This is a genomic window from Rhizobium sp. 2MFCol3.1 (genome assembly GCF_000377565.1).
GTDB lineage: Bacteria > Pseudomonadota > Alphaproteobacteria > Rhizobiales > Rhizobiaceae > Rhizobium.
Window position 1 is genome coordinate 38,411 of record NZ_KB898377.1, and the last position, 15,744, is coordinate 54,154.

The following is a 15,744-nucleotide window of genomic DNA, read 5'->3' on the forward strand; positions in this document are numbered from 1 at the left end:
CGACTGAGTATTGTGCGCGTGGGAATGCGGGCGCGGCCTAGCCCTTGAGACGGCTGAGGAACTGCGCGAAGACCATCGTGCCCTCGGGCCAAGGGCCGTGACCAGAATCGGCGTTGATGTGGCCGGACTCTCCCGCATCGACCAGCAACGAGCCCCAGCTTGCGGCGATCTCGTCGGCATGCTCGTAGGTGCCGAAGGGGTCGTTGCGGCTGGCGACCGTGACGCTCGGAAACGGCAAGGGCTCGCGCGGGTAGGGGCCGAAAGTCATCAGGTGCTTCGGGCGGATGTCGGGGTTGGTGACATCAGGCGGCGCCACCAGAAAAGCGCCGGCGACCGGTTTCTCGAACTGCGGGATCGCATGCAGAAGCGACGGCACGCCGAGCGAGTGGGCGACAAGCACCACCGGACGGGTCGATTTATTGACTTCCTCGGCAATCCGCGCTGCCCAATCCTCGCGCACGGGCTTGGACCACTCCGCTTGCTCGACGCGGCGCGCGGTGCTGAGTTTCGCCTCCCAGCGGCTCTGCCAGTGGTCGGGGCCGGAATTGGTGTAACCGGGGATGATGAGGATTTCGGCGTCTGAAGCTTTCATGGTGCCGCCGATGTGAGAAGGCGCGGCGACAAAGTCAAGGGAAAGCAGGACAGCTCGGTCAATTTTTGTTATGTTAGCGCACTGCCGGTCGCGTTCGATGTCGGCACTGCCGATGCTTTCGCCGCTGGCCTCAATGGCTGAGGAGGAGAAAGCCATGACGGCATTTCACGTCATGTCCGGCGCGGACGATGTCTATTCGCGCCCGGTCATCAACAAAATTGGCCTTGCCGACGTCTTCGATGCCATTCGGCTCGGGATGATGGATTTCAGGGAAAAACCATCGCATTACGTGTTCCTGTGCCTGATGTATCCGATCGCGGGCATTTTTCTTGCGGTCGCTACGTCGAGCGCCAACCTATTGCCGATGATCTTTCCGCTGATCGCGGGCTTCGCGCTGATCGGGCCGCTGGCCGCCATTGGTCTCTACGAGATCAGCAGGCGGCGGGAGGCTGGGATGGACAGTTCCTGGCGGCATGCGATGGAAGTGACGCGGTCGCCGGCCTTTCCGTCGATCGTCACCGGCGGGCTTATGCTCTTCGCCTTCTTCGTCGTCTGGCTGGTGGCCGCGCAGACGCTCTATCTCAATGTGCTGAGCGACGTGTTTCCGCGGTCGATGTCAGCCTTCTTCTCCGAGATCTTCGGCACAACGGAAGGCATGCAGTTGATCATCTGGGGCAACCTGATCGGGTTCGGCTTCGCGCTGATCGTGCTGGCCACGACCGTCGTCACCTTCCCGATCCTGCTCGACCGCGACATAGGCCTCGTGGCCGCCATGGAGACGTCGCTGCGGGCCACGTTTGCCAACCCGGTTCCAGTTCTGTGCTGGGGCCTGATCGTTGCGGTTTCGCTTGCCGTCGCCACGATCCCGCTCTTCGTCGGGCTGGCGCTGGTGATGCCGATCCTCGGTCATTCGACCTGGCACCTCTATCGCAAGCTGGTGGCGCCGCCGATCGTTTGATCGCCATCTGGTTCACTCAGGAACCCAATGCCTTCCTCGGAGTTTGACTGGTGCAGGCTTTGAGGGAGGCAAACATGGCAGACACGCAGCATATCTTCATGCGCTTTTCGGCGAAGACGTCGGAATGGGCGGGCAAGCCCGTGACCTTCGTCCTTGCTCTGATCCTGGTGATCCTCTGGGCCGTGACGGGGCCGTTCTTCGATTATTCCGAGACGTGGCAGCTGGTGATCAACACCGGCACAACCATCATCACGTTCCTCATGGTTTTCGTGCTGCAGAACGCCCAGACGCGCGATACGCGCGCCATCCAGGCGAAGCTCGACGAGCTGATCCTGACCAGCCATGCGGAGAACCGTTTCATCGGTATCGAAAACCTCGACGAGGACGACCTGAAGCATCTGGACCGGCTGGTGGCAAAGGCTGCGAAGGGCGGGCAGGCGGAGAAACAGGCGGCGGCCGATGCCGCGCCGAAATCCACGAAGACGGCAACCGCCGTGCGCAAGAAGATAGATGCCGCGCGTTCGCAGAAGGACAAACGAAAAACGGCGCCCCGAAAGGCGCCGCAGAAGAGTTGATCAGGTCGATCAGCTGTTGGCGAAGACCCGGTTGAAGATCGTGTCGACGTGCTTGGTGTGATAGCCGAGGTCGAACTTCTCGCGGATTTCCTCTTCCGACAATGCAGCGCGCACTTCGGCGTCGCCGAGCAGTTCCTCGAGGAAGTCGGCGCCCTTTTCCCAGACCTTCATGGCGTTGCGCTGGACCAGACGGTAGCTGTCCTCGCGGGACACGCCGGCCTGGGTCAATGCCAGAAGCACGCGCTGGCTCATGACCAGTCCCTTGAACTGGTTCATGTTGCGCAGCATGTTTTCAGGATAGATCACCAGCTTCTCGATAACGCCGGCCAGACGATTCAGCGCGAAATCGAGCGTGATCGTCGTGTCGGGGCCGATGGCACGCTCGACGCTCGAATGGCTGATGTCGCGCTCATGCCAGAGAGCGACATTTTCCATGGCCGGAACAACCGACATGCGCACGAGGCGGGAGAGACCCGTCAGGTTTTCAGTGAGCACCGGGTTGCGCTTGTGCGGCATGGCCGACGAACCCTTCTGGCCGGGCGAGAAGAACTCTTCGGCTTCGAGCACTTCGGTGCGCTGCATGTGGCGGATTTCGATGGCGACGTTTTCGATCGACGAGGCGATGACGCCAAGCGTGGCGAAGAACATCGCGTGGCGGTCGCGCGGGATCACCTGGGTCGAGATCGGCTCGGCGGCAAGGCCGAGCTGTTCGCAGACATATTCCTCGACGCTCGGGTCGATATTGGCGAAGGTGCCGACGGCGCCCGAGATCGCGCCGGTCGCGACTTCGGCACGCGCGGCCACCAGACGATCGCGGTTGCGCTTCATTTCAGCGTAGAAGCGGGCGAAGGTCAGGCCCATCGTCGTCGGCTCGGCGTGGATGCCGTGGCTGCGGCCGATGCGGACCGTATCCTTGTGCTCGAAGGCGCGGGTCTTCAGGGCTGTGAGAACGCGGTCCATGTCTGCAAGCAGAAGATCGGCTGCGCGGACCAGCTGGATGTTGAAGGTGGTGTCCAGCACGTCGGAAGAGGTCATGCCCTGGTGGACGAAGCGGCTGTCGGGGCCGATGAATTCGGCGAGGTGGGTCAGGAAGGCGATGACGTCGTGCTTGGTGACGGCTTCGATCTCGTCGATGCGGGCGACGTTGAATTCGGCGACCGAACCCTTTTCCCAGATGGTGCGTGCGGATTCCTGCGGGATGACGCCGAGGTTGGCGAGCGCGGTGCAGGCATGAGCCTCGATCTCGAACCAGATACGGAACTTGGTTTCGGGCGACCAGATGGCGACCATTTCAGGTCGGGAGTAGCGCGGGATCATGGCTTCCTGCTTTCGTTCGTAAGGAATGTTGGCGTTCTAAAGGGGAATGTTGGCGCCCGTGTAGCAAAGACGCGCGGCAATCTCAACGCATGCGTTTCGCAAGCGCGAAACTCGTTGCCAGCAGGCAGACGAGCCCGAGGGGGACGAAGAGCCGTAAACCGAGCACCATGAACTGGTAGACGGAGCTCGCGCCGGTGAAGATGAGCTGGAAAAACCAGATCACAGATCCTCCCGGTGCATGCCAGCGCGAGTAGAAAACCCGGTAGTCCATGGCGAAGAGAAACGCCGTCATCAGGATGGTGCAGGCCGCTAGCGCCACGAAGAAGGCGGCGAACCGCGTTTCGATCCGGCGCTTGTGGGCGAAGAAGCGGCCGAGCATCAGCGCGAACGGCCAGGCAAGCAGGCCGCCGGCGAAATAGAGGATCGCGAGATCGCTGAGGTGGCTGGTCTCCAGGCCGTTGCGCAGATAGAGCGTGCTCATTGCCGCAGCCAGCATCTGGAGAGCCCAGAGCGGCGCGCCGATGAGCACGGCGGAGTAGGGCGGGTACGCAGCCCGTAGCCGGTCTCCCATCAGCGACACGCCGCTCCCGATATTACTTAGACTGCCCTTCAGCCGCCGTCCGGAGCGCCGAAATCGCCTGCTTGTAGGCCTCGACCGAGCCGCCCTTGAAGATGGCGGAGCCGGCGACCAGCACGTTGGCGCCCGCCTTGCCGATAACAGGTGCGGTTTCGATCGTCACGCCACCGTCGACCTCGAGGTCGATCGGCCGGTCACCGATCAGTGACTTGGCGGCGGCGATCTTGTCGGCCATGGCGGGAATGAACTTCTGGCCGCCGAAACCGGGATTGACCGACATGATGAGGATCAGGTCGATATCATCCAGCACGTTTTCGAAAACGGAGAGCGGTGTTGCCGGATTGAGGGTGACGCCGACCTTCTTGCCGAGATTGCGCACGGTCTGCAGCGAGCGGTGCAGATGCGGTCCGGCCTCGGCGTGGATGGTGATCCGGTCGCAGCCGGCCTTGGCGAAGGCTTCGAGATAGTCGTCGACGGGCGCGATCATCAGGTGGCAATCGAAGGTCGCGTCGGTGTAGGAGCGCAGCGACTTGATGACATCGGGGCCGAAGGAGATATTGGGAACGAAGTGACCGTCCATGACGTCAAGGTGGATCCAGTCGGCGCCGGCCGCGGTCACGTCGCGCACCTCCTGGCCGAGCTTGGCGAAGTCGGCGGCCAGAACGGATGGCGCGATGCGGATGGGCTGGGTCATTGTCTCTCTCCGTTGAAGTCGCCTGGGATCAAGCAGGCGTTATTGCGCGGGCGCGCTGAAGGGGACGAATGCCCCGGAGCGCCATTGCATCAGCTGGTAAGGGTTTTGCGACAGCTCGTGGCCGGCGTCGAAGGTGATCTGGCCGAGCACGGTGTCGAACGGCATGCCGCCGAGATGCTGGGCGACGGGCCGCTCGTCGCTTGCTGCGGCCTGCACCGCCTTGATCGCGATCTCGACCGCGGCATAGGCCGGCAGCACATAGCCTTCCGGCTCAATGCCTGCGGCGCGGAGCGCCACGCCAGCGGGCGATGCATCGGCGCGGGCGGTATAATCGGGCAGTGTTACGGCCAGCACGCCATCGGCGAGTGGCAGCGGCTGGTCGGCCGCGCGCATTCCGTCGCCGCCCATCAGGTCAAGCGCGATCTTTTCGGCCTTGGCATCGCGGGCGATAATCGAGACATCGCTGCGGTCGCCGCCGATGAAGACCTTGGTCGCGCCCGCTCTCTTGAGCCGGCGAACGAGTGCGATCTGCTGCTCCTGGCCGGGGCGGTATGTGTCGGTGAAGACGGGCTTCAGGCCGTTCTGCTCCAGCGCGTTGCGCACCGCTTCGGTGAGCTCGCGGCCGTGGATCGTGCCGTCCTCGACAAGGGCGATGGGGCTCGACGCCCAGTCGCGCAGGATGACTTCGATGATCTTCGCGGCCTCGGCGCCATCGGCGGGCGCAAGGCGAAAGAGCGGCCAGCCGTTTTTCAGCGCATCTTCCATGAGAATGCGGGAGCGCACGGAGACGGTGATGGCCGGGATGTTGGCGTCCTTGAGCTTCGGGAGCGCGCCGTCGAGCGTCTGGCTGCAGAGGAAGCCGATGGCGACCTGGACCTTGGCCGCGATCAGCGCATCGGCGACGGCGCCGCCGCTATTGTCCTCGCAGGGTTCGTTGACGGTGACGATGGTGTCGCCATCCTGGCGGATCTTCGCCTCGGCGCCGGCGGCGATCTCAGCGCCCAGCGGCGCGAAACTACCCGTCTGCGGAGCGACGACGCCAATCGTCACGCCGGCTGCATGGCATTCTCCGGCTGCGACAAGCAGCAGCGGCAGAAGACCTAAGCAACGCGAGATAGTCATGAAAGATGCACGCCCCAACCGTTTATTCCTGCTCTTTTATCCGTCCGGAATGGATCGTCAAAGAAAAACGCGCGGATTGGTCGCTTTTCGGCATCGGTTTGTAGAAAAGATAACCTATGACCGTCATAATGCGCGCGAAATGCGTGTGTTCGTGGAGTGAAATTTTGTTGAGCAAGCAACCGATCGATCCCGGCCTTTACAGGGACGCGATGAGCCGCTTCGGCGGGCACGTTCAGTTGGTGACGACCGCGGTCGGCGACCAGCGGCGCGGGGTGACGATCACGGCGGCTTGTTCGGTCTCGGACAGCCCGGCGACGGTGCTGGTGTGCCTCAACAACAGCAACCCGAAGAACGAGATCTTCTTCCGCAGCGGCATCTTCGCGCTGAATACGCTCGGCGCGCATCATCAGGCGCTGGCCGACGCGTTTTCCGGGCGCACGAAGATGGAGGACGGCGATCGTTTCTCCACGGGGCGTTTCGACAAGCTCGTCACCGGTGCGCCAGTGCTCATGGACGCGCTCGCCTCCTTCGATTGCCGCGTGACGGAGATCAAGGAGATGACGACGCATCACATCATCTTCGGCGAAGTCATGGCGGTGCGGTTCGACGAGGCGAAGCCGGCGCTGTTTTACATGAACCGCGATTATTACAGCCTGTAGAGCGAGCTTTTCATGGACGCGGCCGAAATCGAAGAGATGTTTCAGGGGCTTGGTCCTGTTACCATCAAGCGCATGTTCGGCGGCAAGGGGATTTATCACCTCGGCCGGATCATCGCGCTAGAGTTTCGCGGCGACATGCTTTTGAAGGCCGATGACGTCAGTTCGCCCGCCTTCGCCGAGGCCGGCGCCAGCCAGTGGACCTATGAGGGCAAGAGCGGCAAGCCGGTGAAGATGCCGTACTGGTCGATCCCCGAGGATGCCTATGACGATCCCGATCTGATGGCGGGATGGGTGCGGCTGGCTTACGAGGCGGCGATGCGGGCGGAGTGATCGGCCGCGCTTTCAAACTTCAATTCTAGAACTGTTCCGGGCCGAGATGGCCGATGGCTGCCTCAGCGAAGGCCGAGAGCGGCTGCGGCAGATCGTTACGCGAGAACCAGCCGAAGTCCGACAGCTTTTCGGGCTCGGTCAAGGCCGGTTCTCCGGTATAGTCTTCTGCGATGTAGAGAAGCGAGATCCAGTGCTGGCGGTCGGCGTCGCTGATCACTTCGGTCTGGCCAAGAAGGCTGACCCGACCGATTTCAAGGCCGCTTTCTTCCTCGGCCTCGCGTTTCGCCGCCTGTTCGGCCGGCTCCATATGATCCACCTTGCCGCCCACGATGCTCCAGTGGCCGGCTTCGGGCGCCTTGACGCGCTTGTAGAGGAGGATCTTTCTGTGGCGCAGGATTACCAATCCTACGCCGAGACCCGGAAAATCAATGCCGGGGCTGCCCATCCTATCAGATCTTGGCGTTTGCCGTGATCAGCATGAAGGCGGGGATGTCGTCGCCGAAGCCAACTGGCGTCGGGCCGTCATCGTGGTCGCGGTAGCGGCGGCGGTCGCGATTGTCATCGTTAGCCGGATAAGGGCGACGGTCGCGCGCATTGTTGTTCTGTCTGTTGTTTTCTGCTTTGCGCTCTTGCTTCACGCTTTCGACCCTTGCTGGTGCGGCTTGTACCGGTGCGGCTGCTGTTTCGATCGTCTCGACGCCATTATCCTCGGCGGCGATATCAGATTTATGACCCGAACGATTTCTGCCGCGGCCACGGTCCTTATCCCGCTCACGGCCGCCCTTGCGGCGCGAGCGATCGTCGTCGCGGCTCGGCTCGGCCGGCGGCAACGACGAGAGATCGCCATTGTGCCATTCGATCTTCTCACCGATCAGCTTTTCGATCGCGTCGGTGAACTTCTGGTCGCGGCTGGTGACGATGGTAAAAGCAGAGCCTGCACGGCCTGCGCGGCCGGTACGGCCGATGCGATGCACGTAGTCATCCGCGTGGATGGGCACATCGAAATTGAAGACGTGGCTGACATCGGGGATGTCGAGACCACGGGCCGCGACGTCGGAGGCCACCAGAAGCTGGAGCTGGCCGTCGCGGAAATTCTGCAGCATGGTCGTGCGCGAACGCTGGTCCATGTCGCCATGCAGCGCGCCGACGGAGAAGCCGTGACGTTCCAGCGAGCGGAACAGATCGGCGACGTCCTTCTTGCGGTTGCAGAAGATGATGGCGTTCTTCAGCTCTTCCTGGGCACGGATGAGGTCGCGCAGCGTCGAACGCTTTTCGTAATCCTTGCCATGCGCCGCGACGAAGCGCTGCGTGATGGTCTTGGATGCCGAGGCGGGCTTGGCGACTTCGACGCGTTCCGGGTTCTGAAGGAAGCGGTCGGCCAGCTTCTGGATTTCCGGCGGCATGGTGGCCGAGAAGAACAGCGTCTGGCGGGTGAACGGGATCATCTTGGCGATGCGTTCGATATCGGGAATGAAGCCCATGTCGAGCATGCGGTCGGCTTCGTCGATGACGAAGATCTCGACGCCGCTCATCAGGAGCTTGCCGCGCTCGAAATGGTCAAGCAGGCGGCCGGGGGTGCAGATGAGAACATCGGCGCCGCGCTCGAGCTTGCGATCCTGCTCTTCGAACGAAACGCCGCCGATCAGAAGCGCGACGTTGAGGCGGTGGTTCTTGCCGTACTTCTCGAAGTTCTCAGCCACCTGGGCGGCGAGTTCGCGGGTCGGCTCGAGGATCAGCGTGCGCGGCATGCGAGCGCGGGCGCGGCCCTTCTCAAGCAGCGACAGCATCGGCAGAACGAAGGAGGCGGTCTTGCCGGTGCCCGTCTGTGCGATGCCGCAAATGTCGCGGCGCTGAAGCGCAAACGGAATCGCGCCAGCCTGAATAGGTGTTGGCACCGTGTAGCCCGCGTCGGTGACAGCGGAAAGCACTTTTTGGCTCAAGCCAAGATCAGCAAATGTCGTCAAAGGGAAAACTGTTTCCGTTCCGGTTCGGCCAGGCTCAGGCTTGAGTCGGCGGGATTGCATGCCGCAATGCAGCGCCACATAGGCTGAAACGGTTGAGAAGTCAAGGAACCGACGCGGTCTCAGGGTTGTTGAGGTAAAACCACGGTTAGCGGGATCGTTCAGTTTATATAGCTGGCGAGTTTCGTGCCGGCGCTGATGAAGTAGATCGGGTCGACGGCACGCCCATTCTGGCGCACTTCATAATGCAGATGCGTGCCCGTGGAGCGCCCGGTGCTGCCGGCGAGACCGATCGTATCCTCACGGCCGACGGTGTCGCCGACCTTGACCAGAATTTCGGACATGTGGCCGTAGCGGGTGGAGATGCCGTTGCCGTGGTCGATCTCGACCATGTTGCCATAACCGCCGGTCCAGCCGGCCGTGACCACCTTGCCGGGCGCGGTTGGGCGCACCTTTTCGCCGGGTGCGAAGCGGAAATCGACGCCGGAATGCAGCGCCAGCCGACCGAGGAATGGATCGCGGCGGTTGCCAAAGGGGCTGGTGATTTCCTTGCCGATGGCGGGGTTCTGGAAGGGAAGCGACGAGGCGGTGTTGCGCACGGTTTCGAGCCGGGTGAGGGCGGTGTCGAGCTGTGCCAGCGAATTGTCGAAGTCGTCGCCGCTCTCGGGCTCGACATAGGGGCCGCCGACGGCGCTGTCTTCATCCTGCTTTGCGCTCGCCGTCTCCGAGGGGACGCGGATCTGGAAGCGGGTCAGCACGTTGGAGATCGCAGCCGATGCGTCAGTCGCATCCGTCGTCAGCTGGCTGACACGATCGCGCTGGCGCTGCTCGATCCCCTTGAGCGACAGTGTCACCTTGGAGAAGACGCGGTCGGCGCGGTCGCCCATGGTCTCACGGGCCGGCACGTAGGAGAGCGTCGAGTTATCAGGCGTCACGTCAGCCGGCGTTGCGTCGCCGGCGAGCTGCCGCTCGATCGCCTGCATGGCGGCGGGCAGTTCGGCGCGCTTGCCTTTGGTTTCGGGCGCATAGGCGGAGGCGGGCGTTTCGGTCTTGGCGTCGAGGCCGGAACTTTCGGCGCGGTCGAGCAACTGGCCGAGCTTGCCGCGGCGCGAGGTCAGCGCCTGCTGCTGCTCCATCAGCTTGTCGACCTTGTCTTCCACGACCTGCTGGTCGAGCAGCTGGCGGGAGGTGACACGATCGACCTGGGCGCGCAGTGCCGCGATGCGATCCTCGTAGTCATGCTGCATGCGCGCCTGGCGCGCCATGGTTGCGCCGATCAGGTCGTCGCGCAGCACGAGATAGGAGGTGGCGAGCAGGTAGCCGATGGCGAAAACGCCGACGAAGCAGACCGCGATTGCTGCCATCCAAGGCTTGACGGTCAGGTGACGAACCCGATCGCCGCTGGCAAGGATCAGGATATGCTCCTGTTTTTGCTTGCCGAATACGCGGTTCTGCTGTGTGTGCGTCACGGAGACTCTCCCAACTCACGGACCTGCCTGAATTGGGTCGATTACATACTGTTAAGGTTAATAAAGCCTTAGATTTGGCCTTATTCAACGCATGGGCGAATTTTTGGGATTTACTCTCGCCACACTCAGGAGGCGAGATTCTTGACCGCCGTCAGCACGGTTTCGGCGTGGCCCGCGACCTTGACCTTCTGCCAGATCGTGGCGATCGTGCCATCGGGACGGATCAGGAATGTCGTGCGCTCCACGCCCATGTAGGTGCGGCCGTACATGCTCTTCTGTTTCCAGACGCCGTAGGCTTCGAGCGTGGTCTTCTCCTCGTCGGCCGCGAGCGTCACACCGAGCTTGTGCTTCTTGATGAAGCGATCATGGCAGGCAGCCGAATCCGGTGACATGCCGATAACCGCCGCGCCGGCCTTTTCGAATTCGTCTGCAAGGGCGGTGAAGGCAATCGATTCGGTCGTGCAGCCTGAGGTGTCGTCCTTCGGATAAAAGAAAAGAACCAATGCCTTGCCGCGGAAATCCGTCAGCTTCACGCGTCCGCCGCTATCGCGCGGGAGATCGAAGTCGGGCGCGCTGGAGCCGATGCTGAGTTCCGCCATGGGGAAACCTTTCTTTTGCCGGGTTTGTGGATAAGAGGTGATTTGCCAGATATATATTGGACAAATCACCGTCCAGCCAGTCTGGTCCAATCACAGAACAGGGAGACAGGCGAGGCGCATGTCGGCGATCCGCGGCGAGAAGGTTAGATTCCGCAAGAAAGATATCGTCGCGCTGCACGATCTCCCCTCGGCGCGAACGGAAGATCCGCTGATCGTGCATTGCCCGCCCATGCGCTCGCGCATGCGCCGGACCGCGGGGCTTGCCGGCGGCTGCATCGGCGTGCTGATTTTCATCATCGCCGCCATCATCTTCACGGTCGAAAGCGGCATTTTCGACGAACCCTTGTCGCGGCAGGCGCAGTCGGCGCTGAATTCCGCGATCGGGCCACGCTACCGGGCCGAGGTCGGCTCCACGGTCATTCGCTTCACCTCCAACATGCGGCTGGCGCTCGAGGCGCGCGACGTCAACCTGATCGACGAGAAGAGCGGCCAGCACATGTCGACGACGGGCGCCATGCGCATGGCGCTTGATCCGCTGCAGCTTTTCCGCGGACGCATCGCGATCGCGCAGGTGGAAGCGCAGGATATCGCGCTCGACACCGCGCTTCTGCCCTCGGGCGATCCGGTCAAGCTGGATAATCTCAGGATTGACCAGATCCCGGCGGCGATGGAGAAGGCCTTCGATCAGCTGGATATTCTCGACGGCTTCGTCGATCGCGGCGGCACCAAGTCGATCAAGCTCGAAGGGCTCGACATCAAGCTTGCGGACACCGACAACGGGCCGCTCTCCATCGTCGTCAACAGCCTGGTCTTCTCCAGAAACGCGCAGAGCGCGCTACAGCTCGATGGCGAGGTCGCGATCAACGGCCGCGTCACGACGCTGCATATCGGCACCGAGAAGACCGACGGCCGCACATCGCGACTGACGGGCGAACTTGCCGGCGCCGACCTTGCGCCGTTCACCCTCAAGCGCAATGCGATCGGCGAAATCCGCCAGGGCGTCGACAGTCTCGCCGACACGATCATTTCAGCAGAGCGCGGTGGAGAGACGTCCAAGCCGTCGCTTGCCGCCACGGTCAATCTGCAGCCTGGCAATTTCTACATGGACGGCGAGGCGCAGCCGCTGACCGGCGGACGCATCAATCTCGCCTATGATTTCACCAAGCAATCGCTTGAGATCGCGCGCTCGCAGTTGCAGTTCGGGCCGACGATCGTGCCTTTCAACGGCGCGCTGATCGATCTCGACAAGATCGACCCGGCCGCCGAAAAGGGTTTTGGCGTCGATCTTCTCGTCAGCGGCGGCACCGCCGCACCCGTCACCTCGGGCGAGCAGCCGCTTCCCTTCGATATCCAGGCGACGGGCCGCTATTTCGTCGGCGCCCGCGAATTGCAATTCCCCAACATGGCGGTGTCGAGCCCGGCCGGATCGCTCTACGGTTCGCTGCATGTCCGCTTCGGCGGCAAGTCGCCTGAGATCAGCTTCTCCGGGCAGTCGCAGCAGCTGCAGACCACGGCGGTGAAGCAGCTTTGGCCGTTCTGGATGGCGTCGAAGGGGCGCGAGTGGGTCGAGCGCAATCTCTATGGCGGCGTGGTCACCAATGCCTCGATCGATGTCTTCATTCCTTTCGACCGGCTGGAAGAGGCCATCGGCAAGGGGCTGAAGCTGGACGAGAACCAGATCAAGATCGCCTTCGACATTGCCGGCACCCGCATGAACGTCACCGGTGACATTCCGCCGATCCGCGATACCAGCGCGCATTTCCAGCTGGCTGGGCCGAAGGCGACGATCTCGATCAAGAGCGGCAAGTCGTTTTTCCCGTCAGGGCGGACGGTCGATGTCGGCGAGGGCACCTTCATCCTGCCGTCGACCTATGAAAAGCCGCTGATGGCGGAGCTCAACCTGCCGATCTCGGGGGCTGCCGACGCCATCGGCGAGTTGCTGACCTTCAAGCCGATCCAGGTGCTGCAGCGCGCGGGCTTCGTGCCTGAAGACCTGAAGGGCAATGTGACGGCTTCGGTGCAGGCGCGTATCGGGTTGATCGCCTCTCAGAACCCGCCGCCGGTCGAATGGAAAGCGACGCTGCAGCTGCAGGACCTCGACGTCGCCAAGGCGATATCGGGGCGCAAGATCACCAATCTCGATGGCGTGCTGACGGCCGACCCGAAACAGGTGGTTCTCGACGGCAAGGGCGAGATCGACGGCGTGCCGGCGACGGTCAAGCTGGTGGAGCCGACCGACAAGTCCTCCGACATACAGCCGCAGCAAAGCGTGACGGCGACGCTGAGCAACGATCAGCGCGAGAAGATCCTGCCTGGTCTCTCCGATATCATCGATGGGCCGATCAGTGTCGAGCTCGATCGCATCGACAAGGATCGCCAATCGGTCTCGCTCGATCTCGGCAAGGCGCGGCTCGATCTGCCCTGGATCGGCTGGTCCAAGGGGAGCGGCATCGGCGCCACCGCCGATTTCGAGATTTCCGGTCCCGACGACAACCTGCAGATCAAAAATTTCGTGCTGAAGGGTGACGGATTTGGCGCGACTGGCGCGCTGTCGCTGAGCAAGGGCAATCTGCAGAAGGCCGATTTCGATAGCGTGAAGCTCTCGTCGCTCGACAATTTCGCCATCTCTCTTCGTCGTTCGAAAGGCGGCATGGACGTCTCGGTCTCCGGCAGCAGCGCCGATGTGCGGCCGGTTCTTGCGCGGATCAAGTCGGGCAGCGGAGACAAGGGTGACGGCGGGTCGAAGAACGACGGTGGCATTTCACTGAAGGCCAAGCTCGACAGCGTCGTCGGCTTCAACGACGAAAAACTGCAGAATGTGCAGTTGACTTATGCCGCGCAGGGCAGCCGCATCCAGTCTCTCAACCTCTCCGGCGTCACCGGCAGCGGCGAGGCCGTTGTGGCGCAGACGCAAGGCAACGGTGTCATCAACATTACCAGCGGCGATGCCGGCGCGGTCTCGCGCTTCGCCGACCTCTACCAGCATATGCGCGGCGGCCTGCTCAACCTTTCGATCCGGCTCGGCGCCGGCGACAATTGGGATGGGTCCATCGACGTCCGCCGCTTCTCGATCGTCAACGAACAGCGCCTCCACTCGATCGTGTCGACGCCCGTCGGCCAGGAGCAGCGCAGCCTGAACGCGGCCGTCAAGCGCGACATCGACACCTCGGCGCAGCGCTTCCAGCGCGGCTTCGCGCGCATCTTTTCAAGAGATGGCGTCGTCAGCATCGAGAACGGCGTGGTGCGCGGCGATCAGGTCGGCGCGGTGTTCCAGGGTACTCTGCGCGACGTTCGCGGCAACATGGACATGAACGGCACCTTCATGCCGGCCTACGGTCTGAACCGGCTCTTCGCCGAACTCCCGATCATCGGCATCATCCTCGGCAACGGCACCGACCGCGGTCTGATCGGCATCACCTTCAAGCTGACCGGAAAGCTCGATGCGCCGAACCTGACGATCAACCCGCTCTCGATCATCGCGCCTGGGGTGTTCCGGAATATTTTCGAGTTTCAGTGAGGTGACCGGTTGGCGCCGGTGAATATTCGCAATCCAGGCACATCAACACAAAAAAAAGGCCGGCATCGCGCCGGCCTTTTTGCAATCTTAGCACCTAACGCCCTTACGCAGCCGGGCGGATCAGGATGTGTTTCTTCTTGCCGAGCGACAGCTTGATCACGCCGTCGGCGGTCACTTCACCGCCGCCGATGAGCTTGCGCTCGTCGCTGACGGCCTGGTCGTTGATGCGCACGGCGCCGCCCTGGACGTGGCGGCGGGCTTCGCCATTGGAGGTAGCGAGGCCGGCGCGGACGATGAGGGCGAGGAGGCCTATGCCGGCGTCGAGTTCGGCCGCGGGCACGTCGATCGAGGGGAGGTTGTCGGAAAGCGCGCCTTCCTCGAAGGTCTTGCGGGCGGTTTCGGCTGCCTGTTCGGCAGCAGTGCGGCCGTGCAGGATCGCGGTAACCTCGGTCGCCAGGATCTTCTTGACCTCGTTGAGCTCGGAGCCGGCGATGGCCGACAGGCGGGCGATCTCGTCCATCGGCAGCGTCGTGAAGAGCTTCAGGAAGCGCGGCACGTCGGCGTCTTCGGTGTTGCGCCAGTACTGCCAGAAGTCATAGACCGGCAGCAGGTCGGCGTTGAGCCATACCGCACCCGAAGCCGACTTGCCCATCTTGGCGCCCGACGACGTGGTCAAGAGCGGCGAGGTCAGCGCGTAGAGCTGATCGGTCCCCATGCGGTGACCGAGGTCGATGCCGTTGATGATGTTGCCCCACTGGTCGGAGCCGCCCATCTGCAGCCGGCAATCGTAGCGCTTGGCGAGCTCGACGAAGTCGTAGGCTTGCAGGATCATGTAGTTGAATTCGAGGAAGGACAGCGAATGTTCGCGGTCGAGGCGCGTCTTGACGCTGTCGAAGGAGAGCATGCGGTTGACCGAGAAATGGCGGCCGACATCGCGCAGGAATTCGAGGTAGTTCAGCGAGCGCAGCCACTCGGCGTTGTTGATCATCAGCGCCGGATTGCCCGACTTGTCGTAGTCGAGGTAGTTGGCAAAGCAGCTCTTGATCGAGGCAATGTTCTCCTCGATCGTGTCGACCGTCATCAGCTTGCGGGCCTCGTCCTTGAAGGAGGGGTCGCCGACCATGCCGGTGCCGCCGCCCATCAGCGAGATCGGGCGATGGCCCGTCTGCTGGAACCAGTGCAGCATCATGATCTGGGTGAGGTGGCCGACATGCAGGCTCGATGCCGTCGGGTCATAGCCGATATAGGCGGTCACGGTTTCCTTGGCGAGCAGGGCGTCGAGGCCGGATTCATCGGAGATCTGATGAATGAAGCCACGCTCTTTCAGCGTGCGGAGGAAATCGGATTTGAACTCGGTCATGACCTTTTGCTTTC

The 15,744-nt window shown here is 62.6% G+C and carries 16 protein-coding genes; 6 read left to right on the forward strand and 10 right to left on the reverse strand.

Going from position 1 to position 15,744, the window contains the following annotated elements:
• Nucleotides 1–37: 37 nt before the first annotated feature.
• Nucleotides 38–592 (reverse strand): alpha/beta hydrolase, encoded by a 555-nt coding sequence (locus D460_RS0129465; RefSeq protein WP_026283685.1) that lies wholly within the window; start codon nucleotides 590–592, stop codon nucleotides 38–40.
• Nucleotides 593–746: 154 nt separating this feature from the next.
• On the opposite strand from D460_RS0129465, the gene D460_RS0129475 reads away from it, so the two are divergent.
• Complete coding sequence (locus tag D460_RS0129475; protein ID WP_018902212.1) at nucleotides 747–1,550, forward strand: DUF2189 domain-containing protein; 804 nt, start codon at nucleotides 747–749, stop codon at nucleotides 1,548–1,550.
• Nucleotides 1,551–1,624: 74 nt separating this feature from the next.
• Nucleotides 1,625–2,125: a low affinity iron permease family protein gene (locus D460_RS0129480; RefSeq protein WP_018902213.1), complete on the forward strand. Its 501-nt coding sequence runs from the start codon at nucleotides 1,625–1,627 to the stop codon at nucleotides 2,123–2,125.
• A gap of 9 nt (nucleotides 2,126–2,134) precedes the next feature.
• Here the strand turns inward: D460_RS0129480 and purB are convergent, their stop codons facing one another.
• The 4 genes from purB to D460_RS0129500 all read right to left on the reverse strand — a co-directional run bounded on the left by purB (nucleotide 2,135) and on the right by D460_RS0129500 (nucleotide 5,835).
• Complete coding sequence (purB, locus tag D460_RS0129485; RefSeq protein WP_026283686.1) at nucleotides 2,135–3,442, reverse strand: adenylosuccinate lyase; 1,308 nt, start codon at nucleotides 3,440–3,442, stop codon at nucleotides 2,135–2,137.
• A gap of 82 nt (nucleotides 3,443–3,524) precedes the next feature.
• Nucleotides 3,525–4,013, reverse strand: a complete 489-nt coding sequence (locus D460_RS0129490; RefSeq protein ID WP_196809390.1) for a hypothetical protein — start codon at nucleotides 4,011–4,013, stop codon at nucleotides 3,525–3,527.
• A 22-nt stretch (nucleotides 4,014–4,035) separates the two neighbouring features.
• Nucleotides 4,036–4,713, reverse strand: coding sequence for a ribulose-phosphate 3-epimerase (rpe, locus tag D460_RS0129495; RefSeq protein ID WP_018902216.1), 678 nt, complete (start codon nucleotides 4,711–4,713; stop codon nucleotides 4,036–4,038).
• 39 nt (nucleotides 4,714–4,752) lie between these two features.
• A complete protein-coding gene (locus tag D460_RS0129500) occupies nucleotides 4,753–5,835 on the reverse strand; it encodes a branched-chain amino acid ABC transporter substrate-binding protein (RefSeq protein ID WP_018902217.1) in 1,083 nt (360 codons plus the stop codon).
• Here D460_RS0129500 and D460_RS36220 point away from each other — a divergent pair.
• The 3 genes from D460_RS36220 to D460_RS0129510 are packed head-to-tail and all read left to right on the forward strand — an operon-like array spanning nucleotide 5,834 to nucleotide 6,824.
• Nucleotides 5,834–5,995 carry a hypothetical protein gene (locus D460_RS36220; protein WP_155947887.1) on the forward strand — a complete coding sequence of 54 codons (162 nt, stop codon included), beginning with the start codon at nucleotides 5,834–5,836 and terminating at the stop codon, nucleotides 5,993–5,995. The two genes, D460_RS0129500 and D460_RS36220, sit on opposite strands and share 2 nt — an antisense overlap.
• 4 nt (nucleotides 5,996–5,999) lie before the next feature.
• On the forward strand, nucleotides 6,000–6,494 hold the full coding sequence (locus D460_RS0129505; RefSeq protein WP_026283689.1) for a flavin reductase: 495 nt from the start codon (nucleotides 6,000–6,002) through the stop codon (nucleotides 6,492–6,494).
• 12 nt (nucleotides 6,495–6,506) lie between these two features.
• Nucleotides 6,507–6,824 (forward strand): TfoX/Sxy family protein, encoded by a 318-nt coding sequence (locus D460_RS0129510; protein ID WP_018902219.1) that lies wholly within the window; start codon nucleotides 6,507–6,509, stop codon nucleotides 6,822–6,824.
• 25 nt (nucleotides 6,825–6,849) lie between these two features.
• Here D460_RS0129510 and D460_RS0129515 read toward each other — a convergent pair whose 3' ends face one another.
• The 4 genes from D460_RS0129515 to D460_RS0129530 all read right to left on the reverse strand — a co-directional run bounded on the left by D460_RS0129515 (nucleotide 6,850) and on the right by D460_RS0129530 (nucleotide 10,853).
• The gene (locus D460_RS0129515; RefSeq protein ID WP_018902220.1) at nucleotides 6,850–7,269 is read right to left on the reverse strand and encodes an NUDIX domain-containing protein; all 420 of its coding nucleotides are present in this window, start codon (nucleotides 7,267–7,269) and stop codon (nucleotides 6,850–6,852) included.
• Between the two features lie 4 nt (nucleotides 7,270–7,273).
• The gene (locus D460_RS0129520) at nucleotides 7,274–8,788 is read right to left on the reverse strand and encodes a DEAD/DEAH box helicase (RefSeq protein WP_018902221.1); all 1,515 of its coding nucleotides are present in this window, start codon (nucleotides 8,786–8,788) and stop codon (nucleotides 7,274–7,276) included.
• 158 nt (nucleotides 8,789–8,946) lie between these two features.
• On the reverse strand, nucleotides 8,947–10,254 hold the full coding sequence (locus D460_RS0129525) for a M23 family metallopeptidase (RefSeq protein WP_018902222.1): 1,308 nt from the start codon (nucleotides 10,252–10,254) through the stop codon (nucleotides 8,947–8,949).
• A gap of 125 nt (nucleotides 10,255–10,379) precedes the next feature.
• Nucleotides 10,380–10,853 (reverse strand): peroxiredoxin, encoded by a 474-nt coding sequence (locus D460_RS0129530; protein ID WP_018902223.1) that lies wholly within the window; start codon nucleotides 10,851–10,853, stop codon nucleotides 10,380–10,382.
• Between the two features lie 118 nt (nucleotides 10,854–10,971).
• On the opposite strand from D460_RS0129530, the gene D460_RS0129535 reads away from it, so the two are divergent.
• The gene (locus tag D460_RS0129535) at nucleotides 10,972–14,370 is read left to right on the forward strand and encodes an AsmA-like C-terminal region-containing protein (protein ID WP_018902224.1); all 3,399 of its coding nucleotides are present in this window, start codon (nucleotides 10,972–10,974) and stop codon (nucleotides 14,368–14,370) included.
• A gap of 103 nt (nucleotides 14,371–14,473) precedes the next feature.
• Here D460_RS0129535 and tyrS read toward each other — a convergent pair whose 3' ends face one another.
• The gene (gene tyrS, locus D460_RS0129540) at nucleotides 14,474–15,730 is read right to left on the reverse strand and encodes a tyrosine--tRNA ligase (protein WP_018902225.1); all 1,257 of its coding nucleotides are present in this window, start codon (nucleotides 15,728–15,730) and stop codon (nucleotides 14,474–14,476) included.
• Nucleotides 15,731–15,744 lie beyond the last annotated feature (14 nt).